26 protein-coding genes are annotated in these 24,639 nt (G+C 64.8%); 17 read left to right on the forward strand and 9 right to left on the reverse strand.

Annotation, left to right across the window (positions count from 1 at the left end):
• Positions 1 to 123: 123 nt before the first annotated feature.
• On the reverse strand, positions 124 to 1,410 hold the full coding sequence (urtA, locus tag C4S73_RS06945) for an urea ABC transporter substrate-binding protein (protein WP_103871718.1): 1,287 nt from the start codon (positions 1,408 to 1,410) through the stop codon (positions 124 to 126).
• Positions 1,411 to 2,070: 660 nt separating this feature from the next.
• On the opposite strand from urtA, the gene rnr reads away from it, so the two are divergent.
• The 5 genes from rnr (at position 2,071) to C4S73_RS06975 (ending at position 7,033) form a co-directional block, all read left to right on the forward strand.
• Positions 2,071 to 4,443 carry a ribonuclease R gene (gene rnr, locus C4S73_RS06950; RefSeq protein ID WP_103871719.1) on the forward strand — a complete coding sequence of 791 codons (2,373 nt, stop codon included), beginning with the start codon at positions 2,071 to 2,073 and terminating at the stop codon, positions 4,441 to 4,443.
• Positions 4,443 to 4,925, forward strand: coding sequence for a DUF983 domain-containing protein (locus tag C4S73_RS06955; RefSeq protein ID WP_103871720.1), 483 nt, complete (start codon positions 4,443 to 4,445; stop codon positions 4,923 to 4,925). The genes rnr and C4S73_RS06955 overlap by 1 nt, the downstream gene beginning before the upstream one ends.
• 7 nt (positions 4,926 to 4,932) lie before the next feature.
• Positions 4,933 to 5,667, forward strand: a complete 735-nt coding sequence (locus tag C4S73_RS06960; protein WP_103871721.1) for an NUDIX hydrolase — start codon at positions 4,933 to 4,935, stop codon at positions 5,665 to 5,667.
• Between the two features lie 173 nt (positions 5,668 to 5,840).
• Positions 5,841 to 6,008 (forward strand): 50S ribosomal protein L33, encoded by a 168-nt coding sequence (gene rpmG, locus C4S73_RS06965; protein WP_038367996.1) that lies wholly within the window; start codon positions 5,841 to 5,843, stop codon positions 6,006 to 6,008.
• Positions 6,009 to 6,832: 824 nt separating this feature from the next.
• Positions 6,833 to 7,033 carry a hypothetical protein gene (locus C4S73_RS06975; RefSeq protein WP_103871722.1) on the forward strand — a complete coding sequence of 67 codons (201 nt, stop codon included), beginning with the start codon at positions 6,833 to 6,835 and terminating at the stop codon, positions 7,031 to 7,033.
• A 389-nt stretch (positions 7,034 to 7,422) separates the two neighbouring features.
• Here C4S73_RS06975 and C4S73_RS06980 read toward each other — a convergent pair whose 3' ends face one another.
• Together C4S73_RS06980 and C4S73_RS06985 are read right to left on the reverse strand one after the other, a co-directional pair.
• On the reverse strand, positions 7,423 to 8,799 hold the full coding sequence (locus tag C4S73_RS06980) for a PleD family two-component system response regulator (RefSeq protein WP_103871723.1): 1,377 nt from the start codon (positions 8,797 to 8,799) through the stop codon (positions 7,423 to 7,425).
• Positions 8,800 to 8,817: 18 nt separating this feature from the next.
• Positions 8,818 to 9,189 carry a response regulator gene (locus C4S73_RS06985; RefSeq protein WP_054141425.1) on the reverse strand — a complete coding sequence of 124 codons (372 nt, stop codon included), beginning with the start codon at positions 9,187 to 9,189 and terminating at the stop codon, positions 8,818 to 8,820.
• A 140-nt stretch (positions 9,190 to 9,329) separates the two neighbouring features.
• Between C4S73_RS06985 and C4S73_RS06990 the strand changes: the two genes are divergently transcribed.
• On the forward strand, positions 9,330 to 9,620 hold the full coding sequence (locus tag C4S73_RS06990; protein WP_103871724.1) for a DUF3572 domain-containing protein: 291 nt from the start codon (positions 9,330 to 9,332) through the stop codon (positions 9,618 to 9,620).
• Positions 9,617 to 10,990: a DNA polymerase IV gene (locus C4S73_RS06995; RefSeq protein ID WP_425290319.1), complete on the forward strand. Its 1,374-nt coding sequence runs from the start codon at positions 9,617 to 9,619 to the stop codon at positions 10,988 to 10,990. The genes C4S73_RS06990 and C4S73_RS06995 overlap by 4 nt, the downstream gene beginning before the upstream one ends.
• Here C4S73_RS06995 and C4S73_RS07000 read toward each other — a convergent pair.
• Positions 10,947 to 11,807, reverse strand: a complete 861-nt coding sequence (locus tag C4S73_RS07000) for a cell envelope integrity EipB family protein (RefSeq protein ID WP_103871725.1) — start codon at positions 11,805 to 11,807, stop codon at positions 10,947 to 10,949. The two genes, C4S73_RS06995 and C4S73_RS07000, sit on opposite strands and share 44 nt — an antisense overlap.
• A 227-nt stretch (positions 11,808 to 12,034) precedes the next feature.
• On the opposite strand from C4S73_RS07000, the gene C4S73_RS07005 reads away from it, so the two are divergent.
• From C4S73_RS07005 to C4S73_RS07040, 8 genes are all read left to right on the forward strand, one after another.
• Entirely contained in the window at positions 12,035 to 12,508 is a 474-nt protein-coding gene (locus C4S73_RS07005) for a RidA family protein (RefSeq protein ID WP_103871726.1), read from the forward strand.
• Positions 12,509 to 12,522: 14 nt separating this feature from the next.
• A complete protein-coding gene (locus C4S73_RS07010) occupies positions 12,523 to 13,287 on the forward strand; it encodes a glycerophosphodiester phosphodiesterase family protein (protein ID WP_103871880.1) in 765 nt (254 codons plus the stop codon).
• On the forward strand, positions 13,284 to 14,531 hold the full coding sequence (locus C4S73_RS07015; protein WP_103871727.1) for a GNAT family N-acetyltransferase: 1,248 nt from the start codon (positions 13,284 to 13,286) through the stop codon (positions 14,529 to 14,531). Before C4S73_RS07010 ends, C4S73_RS07015 begins: the two co-directional genes overlap by 4 nt.
• Entirely contained in the window at positions 14,524 to 15,342 is an 819-nt protein-coding gene (locus C4S73_RS07020) for a hypothetical protein (RefSeq protein ID WP_103871728.1), read from the forward strand. Before C4S73_RS07015 ends, C4S73_RS07020 begins: the two co-directional genes overlap by 8 nt.
• 64 nt (positions 15,343 to 15,406) lie before the next feature.
• Positions 15,407 to 15,835, forward strand: coding sequence for an HIT domain-containing protein (locus tag C4S73_RS07025; RefSeq protein WP_103871729.1), 429 nt, complete (start codon positions 15,407 to 15,409; stop codon positions 15,833 to 15,835).
• Between the two features lie 62 nt (positions 15,836 to 15,897).
• Positions 15,898 to 16,362, forward strand: coding sequence for a carboxymuconolactone decarboxylase family protein (locus tag C4S73_RS07030; protein ID WP_103871881.1), 465 nt, complete (start codon positions 15,898 to 15,900; stop codon positions 16,360 to 16,362).
• A 109-nt stretch (positions 16,363 to 16,471) separates the two neighbouring features.
• Positions 16,472 to 16,945: a carboxymuconolactone decarboxylase family protein gene (locus C4S73_RS07035; protein ID WP_103871730.1), complete on the forward strand. Its 474-nt coding sequence runs from the start codon at positions 16,472 to 16,474 to the stop codon at positions 16,943 to 16,945.
• Between the two features lie 9 nt (positions 16,946 to 16,954).
• The gene (locus tag C4S73_RS07040) at positions 16,955 to 17,857 is read left to right on the forward strand and encodes a sigma-70 family RNA polymerase sigma factor (RefSeq protein WP_244595473.1); all 903 of its coding nucleotides are present in this window, start codon (positions 16,955 to 16,957) and stop codon (positions 17,855 to 17,857) included.
• Here C4S73_RS07040 and C4S73_RS07045 read toward each other — a convergent pair.
• The 5 genes from C4S73_RS07045 to clpS form a co-directional block, all read right to left on the reverse strand.
• Positions 17,854 to 18,210 (reverse strand): AzlD domain-containing protein, encoded by a 357-nt coding sequence (locus C4S73_RS07045; RefSeq protein ID WP_103871731.1) that lies wholly within the window; start codon positions 18,208 to 18,210, stop codon positions 17,854 to 17,856. The two genes, C4S73_RS07040 and C4S73_RS07045, sit on opposite strands and share 4 nt — an antisense overlap.
• Positions 18,207 to 18,929, reverse strand: coding sequence for an AzlC family ABC transporter permease (locus C4S73_RS07050; protein ID WP_103871732.1), 723 nt, complete (start codon positions 18,927 to 18,929; stop codon positions 18,207 to 18,209). Before C4S73_RS07050 ends, C4S73_RS07045 begins: the two co-directional genes overlap by 4 nt.
• A 156-nt stretch (positions 18,930 to 19,085) precedes the next feature.
• On the reverse strand, positions 19,086 to 19,364 hold the full coding sequence (locus tag C4S73_RS07055) for a hypothetical protein (protein WP_103871733.1): 279 nt from the start codon (positions 19,362 to 19,364) through the stop codon (positions 19,086 to 19,088).
• 4 nt (positions 19,365 to 19,368) lie between these two features.
• Entirely contained in the window at positions 19,369 to 21,903 is a 2,535-nt protein-coding gene (gene clpA, locus C4S73_RS07060; protein WP_103871734.1) for an ATP-dependent Clp protease ATP-binding subunit ClpA, read from the reverse strand.
• A 46-nt stretch (positions 21,904 to 21,949) separates the two neighbouring features.
• Positions 21,950 to 22,291 carry an ATP-dependent Clp protease adapter ClpS gene (gene clpS, locus C4S73_RS07065; protein ID WP_103871883.1) on the reverse strand — a complete coding sequence of 114 codons (342 nt, stop codon included), beginning with the start codon at positions 22,289 to 22,291 and terminating at the stop codon, positions 21,950 to 21,952.
• A gap of 280 nt (positions 22,292 to 22,571) precedes the next feature.
• Here clpS and kdsA point away from each other — a divergent pair, with 280 nt between their 5' ends.
• Positions 22,572 to 23,441, forward strand: a complete 870-nt coding sequence (gene kdsA, locus C4S73_RS07070) for a 3-deoxy-8-phosphooctulonate synthase (RefSeq protein ID WP_103871735.1) — start codon at positions 22,572 to 22,574, stop codon at positions 23,439 to 23,441.
• A complete protein-coding gene (locus tag C4S73_RS07075; protein ID WP_103871736.1) occupies positions 23,434 to 24,639 on the forward strand; it encodes an MFS transporter in 1,206 nt (401 codons plus the stop codon). The genes kdsA and C4S73_RS07075 overlap by 8 nt, the downstream gene beginning before the upstream one ends.

Here is a 24,639-nt window from a genome sequence, read left to right on the forward strand (position 1 = left end):
TGAGGGCTGAGCTTTTTCGAGCGATCCCGGACGGATCGTGGTCTAAACAGGACCGTCCGGGATACTCTGGAATTGTGAGGGACGGCCGGGCTTTCCGACCGTGCCGTCCCTCCCCTCATGACCTCATGCGCCGCCGCACTTGCCGGTCTTGACGTTGAAGTTGCCGCATTTCTTCTCGACCCAGTCGCCGACCAGATCCTTGGAGCCGTCGAGCTCCTTCGACCAGGCGTCGCCGGCGACGAGGCCGGTCTTCGAGACCACGTCGAACTGGCCGTCAGCCTTGATCTCGCCGATCAGCACGGGCTTGGTGATGTGGTGGTTGGGAAGCATCTTGGAGATGCCGCCGGTCAGGTTCGGCGCCTCGATGCCCGGCAGCGCGTCGATGACCTTGTCGGGATCGGTGGACTTGGCCTTCTCGACCGCCTTCACCCACATGGCGAAGCCGATGACATGGGCCTCCATCGGGTCATTGGTGACGGCTTTGTCGGACTTCTTGTAGGCCTTCCACTGCTTGATGAAGGCCTCGTTCTCGGGCGTCTTGACCGACTGGAAGTAGTTCCACGCGGCGAGATGGCCGAGCAGCGGCTTGGTGTCGATGCCCGCAAGCTCTTCCTCGCCGACCGAGAAGGCCACGACCGGAATGTCGGTGGCCTTGATGCCCTGGTTGCCGAGTTCCTTGTAGAACGGCACGTTGGCGTCGCCGTTGATGGTCGAGACGACGGCGGTCTTCTTGCCGGCCGAGCCGAACTTCTTGATGTCGGAGACGATCGTCTGCCAGTCGGAATGACCGAAGGGCGTGTAGTTGATCATGATGTCCTCGGCCGGAACGCCTTTGGACTTCAGATACGCCTCGAGGATCTTGTTGGTCGTGCGCGGATAGACATAGTCGGTGCCGGCGAGCACCCAACGCTGGACCTTCTCCTCCTTGGCGAGATAGTCGACAGCCGGGATCGCCTGCTGGTTCGGCGCGGCGCCGGTGTAGAACACGTTGCGCTCGCTCTCCTCGCCCTCGTACTGGACGGGGTAGAACAGCACCGAGTTCAGCTCCTTGAACACCGGCAATACCGATTTGCGCGACACGGACGTCCAGCAGCCGAACACGGCCGAGACCTTGTCCTTGGCGATGAGTTCGCGCGCCTTCTCGGCGAAGAGCGGCCAGTTCGAGGCGGGATCGACGACGACGGCCTCGAGCTTCTTGCCGAGCACGCCACCCTTCTTGTTCTGCTCCTCGATGAGCATGAGCATGACGTCCTTCAACGTCGTCTCGGAGATTGCCATCGTGCCCGAGAGCGAGTGCAGGATGCCGACCTTGATGGTCTCCTGCGCTGCAGCCGGCAGAAAGGATCCCAGAATTGTTGCTCCCGCGAGAGCGGCGCCCAAAACGACGCGACGAGTGGTGTTCACGGACATGTCCCCCGAACCATCCCTTGTTGGACGGGCCCTTCAGCGAGCTCCGACAGGCCCACCGGCCCGGAGGCTGCTCTGGCAAGCCACGTGCCAACGCCGGTCCAGCGAAGCCGCCCCGCCGCAAATCTCTGCGGTCAGGCGAGAGACTGCCGCATTTCCTGCGATTTGAGCGGAGCGTCACGCAATGATGTCGCGCATTCGCCAAAATTGCTCGTTCTATAGGCAAAATGACTGCCTGCTTTGCGGGCACCAGCTCGATTGCTGAAAAAACCGCCGGCAACTCGGGCTTTTCGTTGTTGGGAACAGCGTGTTTTTTGTCATTTACGAAGCTGGGAGAATCGCCTTAGCCTCCTTCTTGTCGGTAACAACTGAAAGGAGGTGATCCAGTGTCTCATTGTCATCAACCGCTGGTGCAAGGCGGGCGGACCTGGACTTCTTCTATACGGGGTCTTTGTTCCGCGTGAGTTTTCGCGCCTTTGGGTCCGGTTCGCCGGACCGCGGTTCGACAATGGAAGGGCTGCCCGCAAGGGCGGCCCTTCTTTCTTTTCCGGCGCGCACCTGTCCAGGACACGCTTCCATTGCAGGACACGGTCTCCAGGCCGGTTCTGGCGTCGGCGCGGCGTCCGTGGCAGATAAGGGGCGTGTCTTTCCTCACCACCCCCTATCGCAAGAGCCGCCCCAGTGACCGCGTCCGCGCCTGAACCCAGCCGCGAGGCCATCCTGGACTTCATCGAATCCGAGCGCGGCGCCGGCCGCGAGGTCGGGCGGCGCGACATCGCCAAAGCGTTCGGGTTGTCGTCTGGCGGCAAGATCTGGCTCAAGCGGCTGCTCAAGGAACTCGCCGAGGATGGCGAGCTGAGCGGCGACGGCAAGGACAGGCCTGTGCATCCGCGCGGTGCATTGCCGCCCGTTCTGCTCTCGGAGATCAAGTCCAAGGACCGCGATGGCGATCTCGTGGCCGCTCCCCTTGAGTGGAACGAGACGGAGGACGGCCCCGCCCCCCGCATCCTGATCGAGCGGCCGCGCGAGTTCCGCACTCGCAAGACCGCCGCCACCGCGCCCGGCGTCGGCGATCACGTGCTGCTCAAGCTGACGAGGCTCAAGGGCATCGACGGCTTCGCCTATTCCGGCCGCGTGCTGAAGGTGATGGGCAAGGCGAAAGCCCAGGTGCTCGGCATCTTCCGCGCCCTGCCCGATGGCAGTGGCCGCCTGATCCCGATCGACAAGAAGGCGCAGGGACGCGAGGCCGATATCCCGAAAGGGCAGACCGGCGGCGCAGAGGATGGCGACCTGGTCTCGGTGGCTTTGCGGGCCGGCACGCGGTTTGGGCCATCCGAAGCCCATGTGCGCGAGCGCCTGGGATCGCTCAAATCGGAACGCGCCGTCAGCCTGATCGCGATTCACGCCCACGGCATCCCCAATGTCTTCTCGCCGGCGACGATCGCTGAGGCAGATGCGGTGAAGCCCGCCGGCACGGCCGGGCGCGAGGATTGGCGCGCGCTGCCGCTCATCACGATCGATCCCGCCGACGCCAAGGACCATGACGACGCGGTCCATGCCGCTGAAGACGACGACCCCGACAATGCCGGCGGCTATGTCGTCACCGTCGCGATCGCCGATGTCGCGGCATACGTCCGGCCAGGCTCCAGCCTCGACCGCGAGGCGCTGGAGCGCGGCAACTCGGTCTATTTCCCCGACCGTGTCGTGCCGATGCTGCCCGAGCGCATCTCGAACGACCTCTGCTCGCTGCGCGGCGGCGAAGACCGGCCGGCGCTGGCCGTCAGGCTCGTCCTGAAGGCCGACGGCTCCAAGAAGACGCACAGCTTCCACCGCATCCTGATGCGTTCGGCCGCCAAGCTCTCATACCAACAGGCTCAGGCCGCGATCGACGGCAAGACCGACGAGACGACCGCGCCGATCCGCAACAGCATCCTGATGCCGCTCTGGGCGGCCTATGGCGTGGCGTCGCGCGCCCGCGACGCGCGCCAGCCGCTCGATCTGGACCTGCCCGAGCGCAAGCTCGTGCTGAAGCCCGATGGCTCTGTCGACCGCGTCATCGTGCCGGAGCGGCTGGCGGCGCATAAGTTGATCGAGGAGTTCATGATCCTCGCCAATGTCGCCGCGGCAGAGACATTGGAAAAGGCCGGCAGCCTTTTGATCTATCGCTGCCATGACGAGCCCTCGCTCGAGAAGATGCGGGTGCTCGGCGAAGTGCTGGCCTCGATCGGCATCAAGCTGCCCAAGGACGGCGCGCTCCGGCCGGTTCTGTTCAACCGCATTTTGGCGATGATCAAGGGTTCGGAGAACGAGCTCTTCCTCAACGAGGTCGTGCTGCGCACACAGGCGCAGGCCGAATATGTCGCCGAGAACTACGGCCATTTCGGCTTGAACCTGCGCCGCTACGCGCATTTCACCTCGCCAATCCGGCGCTATGCCGACCTCATCGTCCATCGCGCACTGGTCTCGGCGCTGAGGCTGGGCGATGACGGATTGCCGAAGGGAGCGACGCTCGCCGAACTGCGCGAGGTCTCGACGCGCATCTCGGCGGCCGAACGGCGCGCCATGGCAGCCGAGCGCGAAACCACCGACCGGCTGATCGCACATTTCCTCGCCGACCAGATCGGCTCGTCCTTCGACGGGCGGGTCGGCGGCGTCAATCGCGCCGGGTTGTTCGTCAAGCTCGATGGCACCGGAGCCGATGGCTTCATCCCGGCCTCGACGCTCGGCGCCGACTATTACCGCTATGACGAAGCGGGCCATGCGCTGATCGGCGAGCGCAGCGGCGAAAGCTGGCGGCTGGGCGACCGCGTGCATGTCAAACTGGTCGAAGCCGCGCCGGTGGCGGGCGCCTTGCGTTTCGAATTGCTCTCCGAAGGCCGGCGTGTGACACCAGAGCGCTCTGGCAGACGGTCGGGCCGCACGCCATTTGCGGGCGGTACGAAGGCCGGCTCCCCTTTCGGCGGGGCAGGCAGGGGCAAATCGGGCAAGCCCGGCCAGGGCAAGTCTGGCAAGGGTAAGCCCGGCAAGAGGCGGTAATGTCAGTTCAGATCCACGGCTCCATCGCACAGGAGCCGGAGCGCGAATGGCGCAAGGCGATCGGCCACGGCCTGAAAGGCCGCTGCCCGCATTGCGGGCGAGGCCGGCTTTTCCGGGCCTTCCTCAAGCCGGTCGATACCTGCGAGGCTTGCGGCGAGCCGCTGCATCACCAGCGCGCCGATGATCTGCCACCTTATGTGGTGATCACGATCGTTGGCCATATCATCGTCGGCGGCCTGCTTCTGGCCGAGAAATATGCGGACTGGCCGATGTCGCTGCATATGGCGATCTGGCCGGCATTGACTGTCCTGCTCTCCCTCATCCTGATGCAGCCTGTGAAGGGCGGCGTCATCGGCCTGCAATGGGCCCTGCGCATGCACGGCTTCGGCGGTGAGCCCGACGACAGGCCCGAACGTCAGCCCTCGCCACACCAGCCCTCGCCAGCTCAGCCTATGCCAGGCCAGCCCGGCCACCATCGGTAGAACACCCATGACAGACCACGCCGTCACATTGACCCAGGCCGAGCGCGTGCGCGTCGCGAGCAATATCCGGCCCAAGGACGCGGCCACGATGATGATTCTGGATCGCAGCGGCCCCAAGCCGCGCGTCCTGATGGGCAAGCGTCATCCCAGCCACAAGTTCATGCCGGGGAAATACGTCTTTCCGGGTGGTCGCGTCGATGTCGGCGACCGCAAAATGGCAGCGACCGGCGCCCTGCCCCAGATTTGCGAGGACAGGCTGGCGGCCAGGACCGTGCGCCCGAGCCCCGCCAAGGCCCGCGCGCTGGCTTTGGCGGCCATCCGCGAGACCTTCGAGGAGACCGGGCTGCTGTTCGGCTCGACGGAATTCGGCAAGCCGGAGAGCGCGCCTGAGGGCAGCTGGGCCGATTTCGCGCGCCACGGCATCTATCCTGATCTTTCGACCGTGACCTTCGTCGCGCGAGCGATCACGCCGCCGCGTCGGCCGAAGCGTTTCGACACGCGCTTCTTCACGGTCGATTCGACCGGAATCGCAGGGCGCGTCGAGGGCGTCACCGGGCCGGATTCGGAGCTGATCGATCTGGTCTGGGTCGATTTCGACGAGGCGAAGGAACTCGACCTGCCGACGATCACCAAGGTGATCATCGAAGAGGTCGAGGCCCGGATCGCGGCCGGTTTCGCCCCCTATCTGCCCGTCCCGTTCTTCTGGGAGAAGAATCTGCGTTTCGTGCGCGAGGAACTCTGAGGCCGGATGTCGGCCCAGACGACTGTGCCGGCAGGCAATTCTCGCCTGCGCGGCATTCTTTCTTGACTTCACCGGCCTGTTGCGGCATTCCCCCACCCGACGGTTTGCCGGGTCCGCCCGGCCATTTCTTTTTCTAAGGGCCTCACCCGCCCCCCAGGCTCGAGGATATTCCCATGGCCAAGGCCGTGACCATCAAGATCAAATTGCTTTCGACCGCGGACACCGGCTTCTTCTACGTGACGAAGAAGAACTCGCGCACGATGACCGAGAAGATGTCGAAGAAGAAGTACGACCCCGTCGCGCGCAAGCACGTCGAGTTCAAGGAAACCAAGATCAAGTGATCTTGGTTACGCGTCGGGCATGACGATATCCGGCACGACAATATTCTGATTGACCGCTCGGATTTCCGGGCGGTTTTTCGTTTGAGCCAGCGTGACGCCGGCTAGAGCATCGGCCCGAAAAGTGGAATGCGGTTTTCGGGAAAAGCCGATGCAAAAACAAAGAGCTAGATGGTCTAGTAGGCCGGCTTCGGCACGAACAGGCAATATGGCCTTTGCGATGGGGCGATGACGGTGCCCGTCAGGGTTCCTCCGCTCCGGCAGATGTGAAAGCGTCCGTCTTTCGAAACCCGCGTCGCGCTTTCGGGCACGAAATGACCATCATGGGTGAGGTATCCACCTGGGACGATGCGGGGCTCGGGCTCTCGGGCGTCGGCGTCCAGCCCCATGGGCCAGCAATCGCGGTCGCTGCAGCAGTCGTAAGGGTACCAACTATGCGCGTAGACAAGCCCTCCGCCCCACGATGAGGTAGCGAGGCAGAGCGCCAATGCGATGATACGCATGGGTCGCTCCAACGGTTGAGGATGTCAGGCCAGCATCTTCACAGTCGCAAACAATTATGGCTGCGAATCGTCATCAGCATATCATGGACCGCAGCTATCGGGCACAGCCCATGCTGCACCGCAGCATAAGATCGCGACAGGGCCGCAATTCGCTTTCAAATTCCGGCCGGCTGCGACGATTATGTCACGCCGCGCGCCGCATGACGGTGCAAGTATGGCTTTTGGCTCTTTTTGTGGGCTTGAGCCAGAATGCGATGCTTGAAAGCCCCTCGCCGCCGCCTACTTGCATTCGACTCGACCGTCCCTCGCATCAGGAAGCGCGCCTTGGCCAGCGGCGACAAGAAGATCGAACAGCCGAACGGCCCACACGGGCTGCTGCGGAGCATGCTGAAGCTCATCGTGGAAATCGATTCCTCGCGCTTCCTGCGGAATCGCGTCGGTGCGGCGCTATTGCTGATCGGCCTGCTCGCCGCCTTCGCGGGCATCGGCTACGGGCTGCCAGCGCTGCTGTCGCGCTACTTCTGAGCGGGACAATCTGGACCGCGAAACGAGGGTGGCCGGCCAGCGACGGTTCTGAGGAGGCCAGAATGTCCGTCACCGACCGGCCGAGCCCTACGGTTTCCCAGGAGATGCGGCGGACCTGAGCACCCGAGGGGCGTTACGGAGCGGCTCGACGCCGCTGCGTTGAAACGACCCTACAGGCGGCCCGGGCCGAATCAATTGAATACGATCGATTCGCCAGCGTTCATCGGTCTTTAACCTTACCTGCTAAGCTTAAAGCTGAAGCTGAAATTGCGACGCGCGCCGAAATTAGCGAATCGATGCAGGCAGTTGCGAGCCGGTCTTCAACTGGACCCGCGGGAGCCTTGTCCGTCGCGCGTTAACCAATGCCGGGCGACCCGGCATCGCAAGGTTCAGGCGGCGTTGGCCACGATGACGCGGTTGCGGCCGCTTGCCTTGGCGCGATAAACCGCATCGTCGGCACGCTTCATCATCTCGGCCGATGACACATCCCCCGCACGACGGCTAGCCACGCCGATCGAGACCGTCACGGGGATCGCGTTGCTGTTGTTGTGAATGGCGAACGGCTCCATCTCGACGCGCTCGCGAATACGTTCGGCCACGGCATAGGCGGCATCGAGCGTCGTATCGGGCAGCACGACCACGACCTCTTCCCCGCCCATGCGGGCGACGAGATCGATGCCGCGCGTGCAGGCGCGCACCCTGTCGGCGAATTCCCGGAGTACCTCGTCGCCTGCGTCATGGCCCCAGCTGTCATTGACGACCTTGAAGTGGTCGACATCGAGGACGAGCATCGCCAGCGAGCGCGCCCGCAATGCGGATTCGTCGAACATCACCGCCATGCGGCTGTCCATGAAGCGGCGGTTATGCAGACCAGTGAGCTGGTCCATCACCGCCATTTCCATCGAGGACTGCACGCTGTCGCGCAGCTTCTCGGTGAAGCGCTTGCGGCGCACCTGCGTGCGCACCCGGGCGAGGAGCTCGTTGCGATCGATCGGGCGGATCAGGAAGTCATGCGCGCCGATCTCGAGGCCGCGCAGGATGCGGGCGCGATCCTCCGTCTCGCCCATCATCAGAACCGAGATGTTGCGTGTCCGCTCCAGCGAGCGCAGCTGGCTGCAAAGGCGCAAGCCGTCATGTCCCTTGAGGTCGAGGCTGACCAGAACGCTGTCGAACTCACCCTCGACCGCACGCACCAGCGCCTGATGCGGATCGGGTTCGACCTCGACGGAGTGGAAAGCCGAAAGCGCGCTCTGCAGCCGCTCGGTCACGCTTGGCCGATCCTCCACCAGCAGGATGCGCCCGTTCAGGCCAGTTTCCAAAGCCGCGGCCGCCAGCGGGTCGGCGATCCCGAGCCGGCGCGAGGCGAGCGCGCGATTGCGCAACTCGTCGGTCATCGACTTCAGGCGGACCAGGCTGCGCACACGCGCGAACAAAGCGGTATCGTCGAGCGGCTTGGTCAGGAAATCGTCGGCGCCGGCATCCAGCCCCTGCAGCCGGTCGCTCGGCTGGTCCAGGGCCGTGACCATCACGACCGGAATGTGAGCGGTGGTCGCCTCGCTCTTCAGGCGCCGGCAGACCTCGAAGCCGTTCATGCCCGGCATCATCACGTCGAGCAGGACGATATCGGCCTCGCCACGTTCGCAGATGGCCAGGGCTTCAAGCCCGTTCAGCGCGGTGACGACGCCGAAATACTCCGCAGAGAGCTTCGCCTCGAGCAGCTTCACATTCGTGATGATGTCGTCGACGATCAGAACTCGGGCTGACATAGGCTTGCTTTCGAAGGCTCAGGCCGCGCCGGCATAGGCGCGCACAGTCTCCAGGAATTTGGCGACCGAGATCGGCTTGGAGAGATAGGCCTCGCAGCCGCCTTCGCGGATGCGCTCCTCGTCACCCTTCATCGCAAAGGCCGTGACGGCGATCACCGGGATCGATTTCAGGTCGTCATCCTCCTTGATCCATTTCGTGACCTCCAGCCCCGAAACCTCCGGCAGCTGGATATCCATCAGGATCAGGTCGGGATGATGGGTCCGCGCAAGCTCGATCGCCTCGATGCCATCGGCGGTCTTCAGCGTGGCGTAGCCATGGGCCTCGAGCAGATCATTGAAGAGCTTCATGTTGAGCTCGTTGTCTTCGACGATCAGAACCGTCTTCATCATGCCGCCCTTCATTCGCGCCAAGGACGAGACCCGGATCAATCCGGATTGTCCAAGCTGGCGGCCTCGTTCAATTTTTACGCTAACATGCGAGCAGTTGACGAAACGCAAACCCAATACCCGACTCCGGAGCCTGTCACGCCATGGCGCAACGACTGACCCAACAGGACGCCGAGACCCTGGCGCTACGCGCATTGGCCTTCCTGGCAGCCGAACCGGAGCGGCTGGAGCCCTTTCTGGCCGCAACCGGGCTTGGACCGGCCACTCTGAGGGCTGCAGCGAGCGAACCCGGCTTTCTCGTCGCTGTCCTCGATCATATCTCAGGCAGCGATTCGCTCCTGCTTGAGTTTGCCGGAAATTTAAGCCTGAATCCGGAAATCATCGCCGACGCCCGCAGATTGCTCGGCGGCACCGCGCCCGGCGACTTCACTTGAGCGAGCCCGGCGGTTCGGCGGCCGGACGTTTCCTGTGCCGCGATTGCCTCATCGACCACGAGGGCGGTGGCCCTGCGCCGCGCCGTTGCACCGCCTGCGGCTCGCCGCGACTGCTTCAGCATGCCGAGCGCGATAGCCTGAGCCTCGCCCATATCGATTGCGACGCCTTCTATGCGGCGGTCGAGAAGCGCGACGACCCATCCCTGATCGACAAGCCGGTGATCATCGGCGGCGGCAAGCGCGGCGTGGTTTCGACGGCCTGCTACATTGCCCGGACCTATGGCGTGCGCTCGGCCATGCCGATGTTCAAGGCTCTGAAGGCCTGCCCGGAGGCTGTCGTCGTCAAGCCGAACATGGCGAAATACGTCACTGTGGGCCGGCAGGTGCGCGCGCTGATGCAGGAGCTCACACCGCTGGTCGAGCCGATCTCGATCGACGAGGCGTTCCTCGATCTCGCGGGGACGCAGCGGCTGCACCATGCCAGCCCGGCGCTGACGCTGGCGCGCTTTGCCAAACGCATCGAGACCGAGATCGGGATCACCGTCTCGATCGGCCTGTCCTATGCCAAGTTCCTGGCCAAGGTCGCCTCGGACATGGACAAGCCGCGTGGTTTCTCGATCATCGGCCGGGCCGAGGCCGTCGCCTTCCTGGCCAACAAGCCGGTCGGCCTCATTCCGGGCATCGGGCAGGCAAGCGCGGCGAAGCTCGCCGAGGCGGGCTTCCGGCTGATCGGCGATCTGCGCGAGGCCCCGGTCGAGAAGCTTTTCCGGCTTGCCGGCAAGGACGGACCGCGCCTCAAGAACCTCGCCAACGGCATCGACGCGCGGAAGGTCTCGCCTGAACGAGAGACCAAGAGCGTCTCCAGCGAAACCACGCTGGATATCGACCTCTCGCTGTTCGAGGAGCTTGAACCCGTGCTCTGGCGGCTTTGCGAGAAAACCTCGAAAAGACTGAAGGCACAGGAGCTTGCGGGCCGAACCATCACCCTGAAACTGAAGACCGCCGAGTTCCACTCGATCACGCGGGCGAGCCGCCTGCCGGAACCAACTCAGCTCGCCGCGCGCCTGTTCGTGGCGGGGCGCGACCTGCTCCGGCGCGAGTGCACCGGCCAGCGCTACCGCCTGATCGGCATCGGCGCGAGCGACTTCAGCAGCCCGGAAGAGGCTGACCATGGCGATCTCGCCGATGTCGCGACGCCAAAGCTCAAGGCCATGGAAGGCGCGCTCGATTCCCTGCGCGCGCGCTTCGGCGATGAAGCGATCGGCAAGGGCTTGAGCCTGCGCCTGCCGCAGCGACGCCCTGCGAGTGGTCCTGCGTCGGCCGATCCTACTTCGCGCAAGCCTGCTGCGGCAGAAGATCCAGACGTGTGAGCGTGCCGCGCAGCGCGAAGCTGCCATAGTCCAGCCGGATCGCGCCGGTGATGCCGTTCTCGTAGAGTTCGAACGCGATGGTGTAGGCCGGCGTCGTCTCGCCGGAGCCGACCTTGAAATAGGAAATCGTCACCGGCCAGCGCGCCATGGCCTCGAATTCCGGCTTTTGCAGCGGCTCCTCCGACGGCTTGGCCTCGATGCGCTTCCCGATCACGGAGAGCGTGTCGTAGACCTCCTTGCCGCTGTTGGCGCCATCATAGAGCCGGACGTTCAGAGTGGTCTGGCCGGCGCGCGCCGCCTGGATCACCGCTTTCATCTGGGCATTGGGGAAGAGAGCGTCCGCCGCCTCGCGATGTGTCTCCGCCTTGGGCGCGCGCAGCTTGACCTCATAGCCGTCAGTGGATTTCTCCGCCGATCCGTCGACGGTCTCGGGCGGCGAGCCGCTGGCCGAGCTTTCGGTCTTGAAGCGGTAGCTGGCGCCGTCGCCGGCCTCGAAGCTCGTCGTGCGCGCGTCGATGGTGCGCGGACCACCCTCGCCGCTGCTCAACTGCGTCACCTGCCTGAACGACAGTGCGTAGCCCTCGCAGGCATCGCCCGTGAAATCGAAGGCGATGCGCCCGCGCGCCGCCTCGACATTCTTGGCAGGCTTGCCGTTATCCAGCACGAGGTCATAGACGGCGCGATGCGGCGCAAGCACCACCCGCCCCATGGTCGGTGCGCTTTGGGACGCGGCCCCTTGCGCCCATGCACCGGTCCCGGCCGCCAGCAACACCGTCGCGCCGAGAAGCCCCGCGAGGCCCAAACCATCTTTGCTCATGACGTCTGCGTTCCGCTTTCAACTTGATTGAATCTAGGTGCATTGCGGCAATGGCGCAAACAAGGCGCGATGCCACCAATCTATGCGACTGCCGGCCCTGCCGGGAGGGCATGACGCCCGCGCTTGCGGCTTGTCCGGGCATCGGCCATGAAAGGCAGGCCATAAAAGACAGGCCGTGAAAGACCTGCTTTGCTGAAGACACCTGCCTTTGCTGTGGAGTCCGCCCGATGAACGCCGTTGAAGCCAACCTCGCCAAACTCGGCATCACGCTGCCCACCCCGGCCGCGCCGATCGCGAATTATGTGCCCTATGTCATCACCGGCAACCTGCTGATCATTTCGGGGCAGATCTGCTTCGGGCCCGACGGCAAGCTGGCCGATGCCCATAAGGGCAAGCTCGGGGCCGAAATCTTCAATGAAGCCGGCCTGGAAGCGGCGCGTCTCTGCGCCATCAACGTGCTGGCGCAGGCCAAGGCGGCGCTGGGCGGCGATCTCGGCCGCATCACGCGCTGCGTCCGTCTCGGCGGATTCATCAATGCCACGCCGCATTTCGCCGCGCTGCCGGCGATCATGAACGGGGCCTCCGACCTGATGGTCGAAGTCCTCGGCGACAGGGGCCGCCATGCCCGCTCGACCGTAGGCGTCGCCGAATTGCCGGCCGATGCCGCTGTCGAGGTCGAGGCCATGTTCGAGATCGCGTGATGCGGGACAGCGTCATGAACGAGCGCGCCCGCCCCGGCCTCGACTGGCTGGTGGCCCGGCCCATCGCCCATCGCGGCCTGCACGACCTCGCCGCTGGGGTGATCGAGAACAGCATCTCGGCCGCCGAGGCCGCGATCGCGGGCCGCTTCGGCATCGAATGCGACGTCCAGCTCAGCGCCGACGGTCAGGCGATGGTGTTTCACGATTTCGTGCTCGACCGGCTGACGGGAGCGACCGGATCCGTGGCCGCGCAGAAGGCGGATGCGCTGGCGGCGATCACGTTGAAGGGCAGCGAAGATCGTATCCCGACCTTGAGCGCTTTCCTCGACCGCATTGCCGGCCGGGTTCCGCTCATCATCGAGATCAAGAGCCGCTTCAATGGCGACCTCGCCCTGACCCGCCGCGCCGCCGAGATCGTCGCGGGCTATGCCGGGCAGCCGATCGTGTTCAAATCATTCGATCCGGAGGTCGTCACGGCGCTGCGTGAGATTGCACCTGCGATCCCGCGCGGCATCGTCGCGATGAACGAATATGCCTATGGCGACTATGACCGCCTCGACAAGGCCCGCAAGCACGCGCTCGCGAACCTGCTGCATTTCAACGAAAGCAGGCCTGACTTCCTGTCCTGGAAGGTCACGGATCTGGAGAGCGCCGCGCCCTATCTCTGCCGCAACGCACTCGGCATGCCCTTGATGAGCTGGACCGTGCGCACGCCGGAAGAGCGCGAACAGGCGGCCCGCCATGCCGACCAGATGGTTTTCGAGGGTTTCCACCCTTGAGCTCGGATGGGCGCGACGACCTCCGGGTCCGTGTCGCGACCTCCCTGCAAAGCGTGCCGGCCGGCGCCTGGAATGCCTGCGCTAATCCCGCGGCGCTGCGCGCCGCCCTGTCATTCGATGAGGCATGCGCGCCCGCGGTAGCGGACGCTGGCGTGGATACCGACAATCCCTTCGTCTCGCATGCCTTCCTGCGGGCTCTCGAAGAAAGCCGCTGCGTCGGTGGGCGGACGGGCTGGTCGCCGGCCTACCTGCTCGTCGAGGATGGCGAGGGCAATCTGCTTGCCGCCTCGCCCAGCTTCCTCAAGAGCCACAGCCAGGGCGAATATGTCTTTGACCATGCCTGGGCCGATGCCTATGAGCGCGCCGGCGGGCACTACTACCCCAAGCTACAGGTTGCAGCGCCTTTCACCCCGGCGACGGGACCGCGCCTCCTCGTTGCCGACGGCCCGCGCGCCGAGGAGGCTCGCGCCGGCCTGATCGCGGGGCTCGCTGCGCTGCGCAGCCAGGCCGAAGCGTCTTCGATCCATGTCACCTTCGTGCAGGAGCCGGACGTGACGGCACTCAAGCAGGCCGGCTATCTCGAACGCCACGACCTGCAGTTTCACTGGCAGAACGAAGGCTTTGAAACCTATGATGATTTCTTGGCGACGCTGGCCTCGCGCAAGCGCAAGGCGCTGAAGCGCGAGCGGCGCGAAGCCCTGTCCGCTGGCATCACGGTCGAGGTGCTCTCGGGTGCGGACCTGACCGAGGCGGTCTGGGACGATTTCCATTCGTTCTACGAGGATACCGGCTCGCGCAAATGGGGGCGGCCCTATCTGAACAGGGCGTTCTTCTCGGCAGTCGGCGCGGCAATGGGCGAGCGCATCGTGCTGGTGATGGCAAGGCGCGCGGGTCGCTATATCGCTGGCGCGATCAATTTCCGGGGCGCAAATACGCTTTACGGTCGCAATTGGGGTTGCATCGAAGACCACCCCTTCCTGCATTTCGAGATCTGCTACCATCAGGCCATCGACTACGCGATTGCGCATCGTCTCGCCTGCGTCGAGGCCGGCGCGCAGGGCGAGCACAAGCTGGCGCGCGGCTATCGCCCGGTGCTCACGCGCTCGATGCATTATCTTGCGGATCCCGGCCTGCGGCGTGCCGTCGCCGCCTATCTCGACAATGAACGCGAGCACATCGCGCAGGCGCAGGAGGTCCTTGCGGCCGAGAGCCCTTTCCGCAAATCCGGAGGTGTCGATGACTGAGCTGGGGGATGGGTTGGAACAGCGTCGGAGCTCGACGGAGTTCTGCGACGATGCGCAACTCGGTTATCAGCGCAGCCGCACCGACTTTGCAGCCGGTGCTCCGCTGACCCTCGACGAGAGCTATCGTCTGGCGCATCTGCCGCTGGTCGCGGCCGGACATCCCGGCGTGATCGCGCGACAGGACGGGCGCTTCTACGAAATGGGCCGCCATCCCCGCATCTTCTCGCTGGTCCTGCCGGTTGATGATTCAGCGCTACGAGCGTCGGCTGCCTTCGCGAGCCTGGAAGGCGAACTGAAGGCCGCGCCTTTCGCGCACAAGATCGCCTGGGAGCTGCTGCCAAGGCGCAGCGACCGGCTGCATGCGACGATCTGCGGTTCGCTGGCGACCGGCCAGCCACCGAACGTCGATCCCAAATGGCTGGATGCGCTGTCGCAGATCGGGCCGTTTCGCGTCGAATTGCGCGGCCTGTTTTCCGGCAACGTCAATCGCGGCCGGCTCTATCTGAAGGTCTATCCGGAGAGCCGGCACGGCGAGAACCCGATCAAGGCGATGCAGGCCGCGCTGGGCCGGCCGCAAACCGACCTCTATCTCGTCGGCCTCTACAATCTCACCGATGATCTCGACGCGGCGGAGACGCAGGCGCTCGCGGCACTGATCGCGCGCTGGTGGGATGTCTCGCTGCTGCGCCTGGAGGCGACGCATCTCTGGCTGCTGGGCGCCTGCGACGACCTCGTACTGGACGCGACCGTCTCCGGGACGTTGCCGCTTGGTGCGGAGGCGCACAGCCGGGCGCCTGCCTTACACCCTTGACGCGGGCCGCCCGCGCGCGACAGGCTGGCTGATCCTCGCCCCTCCCCAATGCTTGAGACCCAGCATGACCGCCTATGACACCAACAACGTCTTCGCCAAGATTCTGCGTGGCGAGTTGCCGTCCCACACCGTCTATGAAGACGCCGAGACGCTGGCGATCATGGACATCATGCCTCGCGCCGACGGGCATGTGCTCGTCGTCCCGAAAGCGACCTGCCGCAATGTGCTGGATGCCCCGCCTGAGGCGCTGAAAGCCGTGGCATTGACCACGCAGAAGCTCGCGCGGGCCGTGAAGGCCGCTTTCGCCGCCGACGGCGTGACCATCCAGCAGTTCAACGAGGCCGCCGGCGGGCAGGTCGTGTTTCACATGCATGTCCATGTCATGCCGCGCCATGACGGCGTTGCGCTGCGGCCCCATACCAGCGCCATGGAGAAGAACGAAATCCTCGCCGCCAGGGCTGAAGAAATCCGGGACGCGCTGAAAAATCTCTGAGCGATGTCACAACGGCCTGGGCTGCCTCGTCTTGTTTCCATCAGACATGGATGGAGACGATCATGACCCAACGGCTCAACGCTTTTCAGGCCTCGCCCGCAGCGATCAATGCGCTGCTGGCCACATCGAAATACACCGAGGAGTGCGGGCTCGAACACAGCCTGCTCGAACTGGTGAAGATGCGCGCCTCCCAGATCAATGGCTGCGCCTACTGCCTGCACATGCATGCGATCGACGCACGCAAGGCCGGCGAGACCGAGGCGCGGCTCTATCTGCTCAACGCCTGGCATGAATCGGACCTCTACACCCCGCGCGAGCGCGCCGCGCTTGGCTGGACCGAGGCTCTGACGCGGCTCTCCGAGGCTGCGCCCAGCGATGCGGCCTTTGCCGAATTGCGCGCGCATTTCAGCGAGGCCGAATGCGTCGACCTGTCCATGGCCATCAGCGTGATCAACAGCTGGAACCGGATCAATGCCGGCTTCCAGACGCGCCATCCGCAGGATCGGCAGCGGCCGGTCGCAGCCTGACCAGGCGAGATACCGCAAGCCGCCACCCATTTTCGGCATTATGCTGAGCGCAGCGGATCGAGCCAGAAGCGGCTCGATCCGCTGCGCGTACACCTTTTGGAGACGCCCCATGAGCAAGCGCTTGAATCCCTACACCGTCGCGCCCGAGACCATGAAGCCGCTGATCGCGCTCGAAGCATCCATCAAGGAGAGCGGGCTCGAACACAGCCTGATCGAACTGGTCAAGATGCGGGCGTCGCAGATCAACGGCTGCGCCTATTGCCTGCACATGCACTCGTCCGAGGCGCGCCAGGCCGGCGAAAGCGAAGCGCGACTGTATCTGCTCGATGCCTGGCACGAATCCGAGCTCTACAGCCCGCGTGAGCGCGCTGCCCTGGCCTGGACGGAAGCCCTGACCCTGATTTCCCAGACACATGCTCCCGACTCCGCCTATGAGGAGGCCCTGCGCCATTTCGGCGAAGCGGAGATGGTGAAATTGACGCTGCTGATCGGCACGATCAACCTGTGGAACCGGATTGCGATCGGCTTCCGGTCCAACCATCCCAATGATCGCCCCCGCGCATCGGCCGCTGCAGCAGGTTGACCACCCGTTTTGCTGACCACGACAACAACAGCCGAACCGGTATTCGAGGCCCATCGCCGCTACCTGAGCCAGCTTGCCTACCGCATGCTCGGCTCGGTCAGCGATGCCGAGGACATCGTGCAGGATGCCTGGTTGCGCTGGAACGAGGCCAGTCGCGAGGAAGTCGTCGACCCGCGCGCCTATCTGGCGCGCATCGTGACGCGGCTATGCCTCGACCAGATGAAATCGGCGCGCCGGCGCCGCGAACTCTATGTCGGCGCCTGGTTGCCTGAGCCCCTGATCGAGACGCTCGGCGCTGCCAATTCGCGCGATGACGATCTCGACGTACCCATCGCGTTGATGGTGGCGCTGGAGCGGCTCTCGCCGCTCGAACGCGCGGCCTTCCTGCTGCGCGACATCTTCGATGTCGAGTTTTCCGAGATCGCTCGCATGCTCGAACGCAGCGAAAGCACCTGCCGCCAGCTCGCCAGCAGGGCGCGCCAGCATGTTCAGCAGGACAAGGTGCGCCATCACGTGTCACCAGCCGATGCGGAGCGCTACGCCAAGGCCTTTTTCGAGGCCTCACATGGTGCCGACCCGCACGCCCTGCAGAGCCTGCTGGCACGCGACGTCGTGTTGCATAGCGATGGCGGCGGCAAGGTGCTCGCCGTCCTCAACCCGATATTGGGCGCGGACAAGGTGACCCGCTTCTACGCTGGCCTCGCGCAGAAGGTCGCAAAGCTCGGTCTCACGACGCAAGCCTATGAGCCGGTTCTGATCAACGGAATGCCGGGCTTTATCAGCCTCGAGCGCGGCGAGACCTTGCAAACGACGGCGCTCGATATCCGCGACGGCAAGATCGTCGCGGTCTACATTCTGCGCAATCCCGACAAGCTGAGACATGTCCGGTCACCCGCCGCAGCGCCGATCTAGATCAGCAGCCAGCCGCCCCCGACCAGCACGACCTCGCCTGCCAGAACCGCCCACAGGACCTTGCGCCTGTCGAAGATCATGATCGCCAGCGTGACGGCGAGTGCGCCGACCCGCAGGCCGAGCGGCAAGGCAGCCAACGCGCCGGGCGGCGCGATAATGAGTTTGGCGACGACACCGGCCAGAAGTGCGGTCGCAACCGAGCGCACCCACTCGACCACGGCGGATTCCGGATCGATGCGGCGCGAAAAGGCGACCGCCAGCCAGCGCCAGATTTCCGTCGGCAGGACAGCAAAGAGCAGCAGCGCGAGATAAGGCCATAATGGGCCATCGAGCCAGGCGATCGGCTGGGTCATGCCGCTCTCCGCCGGCGTTGCCAGGCAAAGGCCACGCTGCCGCCGATCAGCCCGGCAATGATCAGGTCGAACCCTCCCCCGATCAGGCGGTCGAACAGAGGGGCGAGCGTCAGCCCCAGCGCCATGGCGACGACGTCCCCGCGATGGCGGACGCCGGCCGCCAACGAGGCGAGAAAGAAGATCGGCGTCAGGCAGAGCAGCCCTGCCGCCAGCGGCACCGGCAATGCACTGATGAGATAATAGCCCGCATAGGTGCCAAGCGCGCTGACCGCCATGCAGGTGTTGGCGAAGCCCAGGAAATAGGCCGTGCGCTGATGCGGCGCGATCGCCGGCAGGCGCCGCAGCCCTTCCGTCCAGGCGGTGACGGCGACATAATGGGCCAGCAGGAGCTGCATCCCGAGGCCCTGCCCGGGCCGTTTCAGCAGCGGCAGGATCGCGACCGTCATCGGCAGGAAGCGCAATGAGGCGAAGCCGATGGCGATCGCAATCGCGCTCCAGGCCGCGCCAGCCGCGATCGATCCGAAGAAGATGACCTGCGAAGGACCGGCCCAGACCAGGATGGTTGAGAGGACGGCGACATCGACGGGATAGCCGACATCGCGCGCCAGAGAGCCGATGCCGACCAGCCCGAGGCCCACGACCCAGGCGGGCAGCGACAGCGCGTCGCGCATGCCGGCGAGCGCCACGCGCTTCCAGTTCCAGTCGGCCGATACGGTCATGGAATGGTTTGCAACACTGCCGGTTAGCGGTCGAAGGGACAATGCCGGCGCCTGAAACAGCGCCGGCCCGTCCGTTCTAACCCGCAATGTCGGGCAAGCCGACCTCCGACAGCAAACTGTCGGCCCTGCGTCAATTGCAAAGGACGAGTGGCCCGGTCAGTGCGAGGCCTTGAATGCCAGGCCGATCAGCTCGTTTCCGAAGTCGATCAGTTCTTTGGGGATGCCACCGATCGACTTCACGCCGAGATAGATCAGGTAGATGAAGGCCGGGACCAGAATCCAGCCGAGCACCTCTTCGAAAACCTTGCGCCGGCGCCGGCGGCGGTCACGCTTCTCGAACCAGCCGAGTTTCTGCTTGCGCGCAGGAACGGCGTGGTCGGGCCCAGGCTCTGCCGCCTGCGCCGCGAGACCGGCGGATTTTCGTCTGAAAAACACGACATCAGGCCTTCGTCAACGGAACCTTCGGTACGCTTCTGACAGGCCGCTGCGTCGCCTTGGGAGGCTCGGCCGGTCCACCAGACTTTCCGCCGTCACCGCTGCCCTTGCCGCCCCGACGCGAAGGCGTCGCGGCAGCCGGCTTTGCAGCAGTTGCGGCCTTGGCGCGTGGCTTACGCTTTTCGGCCGCTGCTGCAACATCCTTTTCAGGCTTCGGCTTGACCGGACCGTCGGGGAATTCGAGGCCGAGCACCTTGATGCCCGTCTCCGACTGCACGACCACGACCTTCACGGCGCCGCCATTCTTGAGCCGCCCGAACAGAACCTCGTCCGCCAGCGGCGTTTTGATGGTCGACTGGATAAGCCGCGCCATCGGCCTTGCGCCCATAGCCTCGTCATAGCCGTTCTCGACCAGCCATTCGCGGGCTTCGTCGCTGAGCTCGATCGTGACGTTGCGGTCGGCGAGCTGAGCCTCGAGCTGCAGCACGAACTTGTCGACGACGCGCGCCACCACGGTCTTGGGCAGATGGCCGAAGGAGATCACCGAGTCGAGCCGGTTGCGGAACTCCGGCGCGAACAGCTTGTTGATCGCCTCCGTATCGTCGCCTTCGCGCTTGGTCCGGGTGAAACCATAGGCGTTGCGTGCCATGTCGGCCGCCCCCGCATTGGTGGTCATGATCAGGATGACGTTCCTGAAATCGACCTGCTTGCCGTTATTGTCGGTCAGCTTGCCGTGATCCATGACCTGCAGGAGGATGTTGAACAGGTCCGGATGGGCCTTCTCGATCTCGTCGAGCAGCAGCACGGAATGCGGATGCTGGTCGATCTGGTCGGTCAGAAGCCCGCCCTGGTCGAAGCCGACATAGCCGGGAGGCGCGCCGATCAGCCGTGAGACGGTGTGACGCTCCATATATTCCGACATGTCGAAGCGGATCAGCTCGACGCCCAGCGAAGACGCAAGCTGACGGGCAACCTCCGTCTTGCCGACACCGGTGGGCCCGGCGAACAGATAGCAGCCGATCGGCTTCTCGCCATCGCGCAGCCCGGCACGCGCCAGCTTGATCGAGGAGGACAAGGCCTCGATCGCCTTTTCCTGGCCGTAGACCGTGCGCTTCAGCGTGTTTTCGAGGTTGCGCAGCACCTCGGCGTCGTCCTTCGAGACCGTCTTGGCCGGGATGCGAGCCATGGTGGCGATCGCGGCCTCGATCTCCTTCACGCCGATGACCTTCTTGCGCTTGTTCTCGGGCACCAGCATCTGCGAGGCGCCGGTCTCGTCGATCACGTCAATCGCCTTGTCCGGCAGCTTGCGGTCATGGATGTAGCGCGCCGAGAGCTCGACCGCCGCCTTGATGGCATCGGCCGTATAGCGCAGCTTGTGGAACTCCTCGAAATAGGGCTTCAGCCCCTTCAGGATCTCGATCGTATCGGGAACCGATGGTTCGTTGACGTCGATCTTCTGGAAGCGACGCACAAGCGCCCGGTCCTTCTCGAAATACTGGCGGTATTCCTTGTAGGTCGTCGAGCCGATGCAGCGCAGTCCGCCCGAGGCGAGCGCCGGCTTCAGCAGATTGGACGCATCCATCGCGCCGCCCGAGGTCGCGCCAGCGCCGATCACCGTATGGATCTCGTCGATGAACATGATCGCCTTGGGGTGGGCCTCGATCTCCTTCATCACCTGCTTGAGGCGTTCCTCGAAATCGCCGCGATAACGCGTGCCCGCCAGCAATGTGCCCATGTCGAGCGAGAAGACGGTCGCGTCCTCCAGCACCTCAGGCACCTCGCCGCGGATGATCTTCAGCGCCAGGCCTTCGGCGATGGCGGTCTTGCCGACGCCGGGATCGCCGACGAGCAGCGGGTTGTTCTTCTGCCGGCGGCAGAGGATCTGGATGGTGCGCTGGACCTCGGCCTCGCGGCCGATCAGCGGATCGATGCGGCCGTCGCGCGCCTTGCGGTTGAGGTTGACGCAATAGGCGTCGAGCGCGCTTTCCTTCTTCTTCTTGTCCTTGTCGGCGTCGTTGGCCTGGTCGGCGCGGGAATCACGCTGCTGCTGCTCGGGCTCTTCCTCGACACCGCGCACCGGCCTCGCCTCGCTGGCGCCGGGGCGCTTGGCGATGCCGTGGCTGATGTAATTGACCGCGTCATAACGCGTCATGTCCTGCTCCTGCAGGAAATAGGCGGCATGGCTCTCGCGCTCGGCGAACATGGCGACGAGCACATTGGCGCCCGTGACCTCCTCGCGGCCCGAGGACTGGACATGGATGACCGCGCGCTGGATCACGCGCTGGAAGCCTGCCGTGGGCTTGGAATCGTCGCGCCCATCGGTGACGAGATTGGTCAGCTCGGCATCGATGTAGTCGACGAGATTGCGCCTTAGCGTGTCGAGATCGACGCTACAGGCGCGCATCACCGCGGCCGCGTCCTGATCGTCGACGAGGGCGAGCAGCAGATGTTCAAGGGTGGCGTATTCATGACGGCGCTCATTGGCCAAAGCCAGAGCCCGGTGAAGCGCCTGTTCGAGACTGCGCGAGAAACTCGGCACTGATAGCGCTCCTATTTCGATTCCGGAAACGTGGTCGAATTCAAGATCACTTCTTCTCCATCACGCATTGCAGCGGATGCATGTGTTTTCGAGCGAGGTCCATCACAAGGGTCACCTTCGTCTCGGCGACCTCATAGGTAAAGATGCCGCACTCGCCGACGCCGTTCTGATGCACATGCATCATGATCTGCGTGGCTTCGGCGCGATCCTTGTTGAAGAACCGCTCCAGAACATGAACGACGAATTCCATGGGCGTGTAGTCGTCGTTCAGCAGCAGGACCCGGTAGAGATTGGGCTTGCGGGTCCGCGTGCGGGTCAGCACGGCGGTGCCGGCACCGTCCCGCCCACCATCGGCCGGCGGGCCCGAGCGTTTGGGGCGATCGGCCATTCTCACATCTTCCTCGACCGCCAGCGACCAGGGCGCGATGGCGGCATGCAACCCTGTGCCATCCCTTGCCATCATCATCCTCGCCGCCGCTGTCCTCAACTTCGATCCTGTCGCGTTCCCACCCGAGATAGTGCTTCGCGAATGAATTTACAGACCTCCCCGCTGCTTCGCCAGTCCGTTTGACATGATGTCGTGCAAGTTGTGATCGCAGGACGGAGGAACTTGACCCCGCGCCCCTCCCGGACATAAGCCCGGCGACATTTTCCGACAGGATCCCGCCATGACCGCCAACGCCATCGTCTCAGTCGGCGCCGATCTCGCCCAGCCGGTCCGTTTCGGCAATGCGCTCCCGCTCGCCATCATCGCCGGCCCCTGCCAGATGGAGAGCCGCGACCACGCGCTCGAAATGGCGTTCGCGCTCAAGGAGATAGCCGACAAGCTCGGCTTCGGCCTGATCTACAAGACCTCCTTCGACAAGGCCAACCGCACCAGCGCCAAAGGCCAGCGCGGCATGGGCATGGCGGCGGCCCTGCCCGTCTTCGCCGAGATCCGCGAGCGCACGGGGCTGCCGGTGCTGACCGATGTGCATGACGCCGCCCAGTGCGCGCCCGTGGCCGAGATCGTCGACGTGCTGCAGATTCCGGCCTTTCTCTGCCGCCAGACGGACCTGCTTGTCGCAGCCGCGAAGACCGGCCGCGTCGTCAACGTCAAGAAAGGCCAGTTCCTGGCACCCTGGGACATGGTCAATGTCGCAGCCAAGATCACCGAAAGCGGCAACCCCAACGTGATGCTGACCGAGCGCGGCGCCTCCTTCGGCTACAACACGCTGGTCTCCGACATGCGCAGCCTGCCGATCATGGCCGAGATCGGCGCGCCGGTGATTTTCGACGCGACACATTCGGTACAGCAGCCGGGCGGCAAGGGCTCGTCCTCCGGCGGCCAGCGCGAATTCGTGCCGGTACTGGCTAGAGCGGCCGTCGCGGTCGGCGTCGCCGGCGTCTTCATCGAGACGCATCCCGACCCCGACAAGGCCCCCTCGGACGGGCCCAACATGGTGCCGCTCAGCGAGTTCTCCGCGCTGATCGCAGAGCTGCAAGGCTTTGATCGCCTTGCCAAGGCGCGGCTGGCGCCTACGCTGGCTTATGTCTGAGACACAAGCTGCGGCACCGACGCCGGCCTCCCTTCGCCCCCTCATCCTCGTCCTAGGCGCCTGCGGCTTCGCATCGACCTTCACGATGCGCATTCTCGACCCGCTGGTGCCGACGCTGGCGACGGAATTCGACCGGACGATCCCGCAGGTCGCGGCCGTGGCGACGGCGTTTTCCTTCGCTTATGCGGTCGGCCAGCCCTTTCTGGGGCCGATCGCGGATTCCGTCGGAAAGCTGCGAACGATCTCGGTCTGCCTTGGACTGCTGGCGCTGCTCTCTGTCGTCGCCGCCTTCTCGGCCTCCTTCGACATCCTGACGGTTGTGCGCGCCTCCACCGGCATCGTCGCCGGCGGCGTCATTCCGGTGGCGATGGCTGCCATCGGCGACCGCGCTCCGATGGCCGAGCGCCAGATTATGCTCGGGCGCTTCCTGGTGCTGATGATCGTCGGGCAGATGGCCGGCGCGGCCTGCTCGGGCATCATCGCCGAGCATTTCGGCTGGCGCGGCGTCTTCGTCATGGCCGGTGCCATGGCCGCAATCGCCGCCCTGCTGGTCGTGCTCGTCCTCAAGCCGCGTAAAAATGCGGAGCGAGCGCCGCTGAGCTTCAAAGGCGCTTTGGCGAACTATGCCGCGGTCTTCGCCAATCCCAGGACGAAACTGCTTTATGCGCTGGTCATCACCGAAGGCAGCCTGATCTTCGGCATGCCGCCCTATGTCGCCGCGATCCTCAAGGAGCGCTCCGAGATCGGGCCGTCGCTTGCAGGGCTCGTGATTGCCGGCACGGGGCTGGGCGGCATCATCTACGGCCTGCTGACGCGCATTCTCGTCGAACGGCTGGGCCCCGCGCGGATGACGATCACCGGGGGCCTCCTGATGGCAATCGGCTATGGGCTGTTCGCGCTGCCCTTCCTGCCATGGTGGAGCGCGATCGGCTTCTTCGTCCTGAACGGCTTCGGCTTCTTCCTGATGCACGGCACCTTTCAGGCGCAGGCGACGGAGCTCGCGCCAACCGCGCGCGGCTCGGCGGTGGCGCTCTTCGCCTGCTCGCTGTTCCTGGGCCATGCGATCGGCCCGGTCGTGATGGGGCTGGCGCTCCATCTGCTCGGCCCGACCGGTGCAATCCTGCTGTTTGCGCTGGGCATCGGCCTGCTTGGCCTCGTCACGCCCCGCATCCTGCCGCTGGCCGGCAGCCGGACCTGA

Origin of the sequence: Allobosea lathyri, from assembly GCF_900108245.1 — a bacterium.
Classification (GTDB): Bacteria; Pseudomonadota; Alphaproteobacteria; order Rhizobiales; family Beijerinckiaceae; genus Allobosea; species Allobosea lathyri.

Bases quoted from the DNA above. Each gene is read 5' to 3' on its own strand.
- clpS (WP_103871883.1), bottom strand. From the start codon at position 22,291: ATGGCCGATCGCCCCAAACGCTCGGGCCCGCCGGCCGATGGTGGGCGG.
- C4S73_RS07005 (WP_103871726.1), top strand. From the start codon at position 12,035: ATGAACGCCGTTGAAGCCAACCTCGCCAAACTCGGCATCACGCTGCCC.
- C4S73_RS07035 (WP_103871730.1), top strand. From the start codon at position 16,472: ATGAGCAAGCGCTTGAATCCCTACACCGTCGCGCCCGAGACCATGAAG.
- C4S73_RS07045 (WP_103871731.1), bottom strand. From the start codon at position 18,210: ATGACCCAGCCGATCGCCTGGCTCGATGGCCCATTATGGCCTTATCTC.
- kdsA (WP_103871735.1), top strand. From the start codon at position 22,572: ATGACCGCCAACGCCATCGTCTCAGTCGGCGCCGATCTCGCCCAGCCG.
- C4S73_RS07030 (WP_103871881.1), top strand. From the start codon at position 15,898: ATGACCCAACGGCTCAACGCTTTTCAGGCCTCGCCCGCAGCGATCAAT.
- C4S73_RS07000 (WP_103871725.1), bottom strand. From the start codon at position 11,807: ATGAGCAAAGATGGTTTGGGCCTCGCGGGGCTTCTCGGCGCGACGGTG.
- C4S73_RS06955 (WP_103871720.1), top strand. From the start codon at position 4,443: ATGTCAGTTCAGATCCACGGCTCCATCGCACAGGAGCCGGAGCGCGAA.
- C4S73_RS07075 (WP_103871736.1), top strand. From the start codon at position 23,434: ATGTCTGAGACACAAGCTGCGGCACCGACGCCGGCCTCCCTTCGCCCC.
- C4S73_RS07025 (WP_103871729.1), top strand. From the start codon at position 15,407: ATGACCGCCTATGACACCAACAACGTCTTCGCCAAGATTCTGCGTGGC.
- C4S73_RS06985 (WP_054141425.1), bottom strand. From the start codon at position 9,189: ATGATGAAGACGGTTCTGATCGTCGAAGACAACGAGCTCAACATGAAG.
- C4S73_RS07050 (WP_103871732.1), bottom strand. From the start codon at position 18,929: ATGACCGTATCGGCCGACTGGAACTGGAAGCGCGTGGCGCTCGCCGGC.
- C4S73_RS06980 (WP_103871723.1), bottom strand. From the start codon at position 8,799: ATGTCAGCCCGAGTTCTGATCGTCGACGACATCATCACGAATGTGAAG.
- urtA (WP_103871718.1), bottom strand. From the start codon at position 1,410: ATGTCCGTGAACACCACTCGTCGCGTCGTTTTGGGCGCCGCTCTCGCG.
- rpmG (WP_038367996.1), top strand. From the start codon at position 5,841: ATGGCCAAGGCCGTGACCATCAAGATCAAATTGCTTTCGACCGCGGAC.
- C4S73_RS07020 (WP_103871728.1), top strand. From the start codon at position 14,524: ATGACTGAGCTGGGGGATGGGTTGGAACAGCGTCGGAGCTCGACGGAG.
- C4S73_RS06990 (WP_103871724.1), top strand. From the start codon at position 9,330: ATGGCGCAACGACTGACCCAACAGGACGCCGAGACCCTGGCGCTACGC.
- C4S73_RS07010 (WP_103871880.1), top strand. From the start codon at position 12,523: ATGAACGAGCGCGCCCGCCCCGGCCTCGACTGGCTGGTGGCCCGGCCC.
- C4S73_RS06960 (WP_103871721.1), top strand. From the start codon at position 4,933: ATGACAGACCACGCCGTCACATTGACCCAGGCCGAGCGCGTGCGCGTC.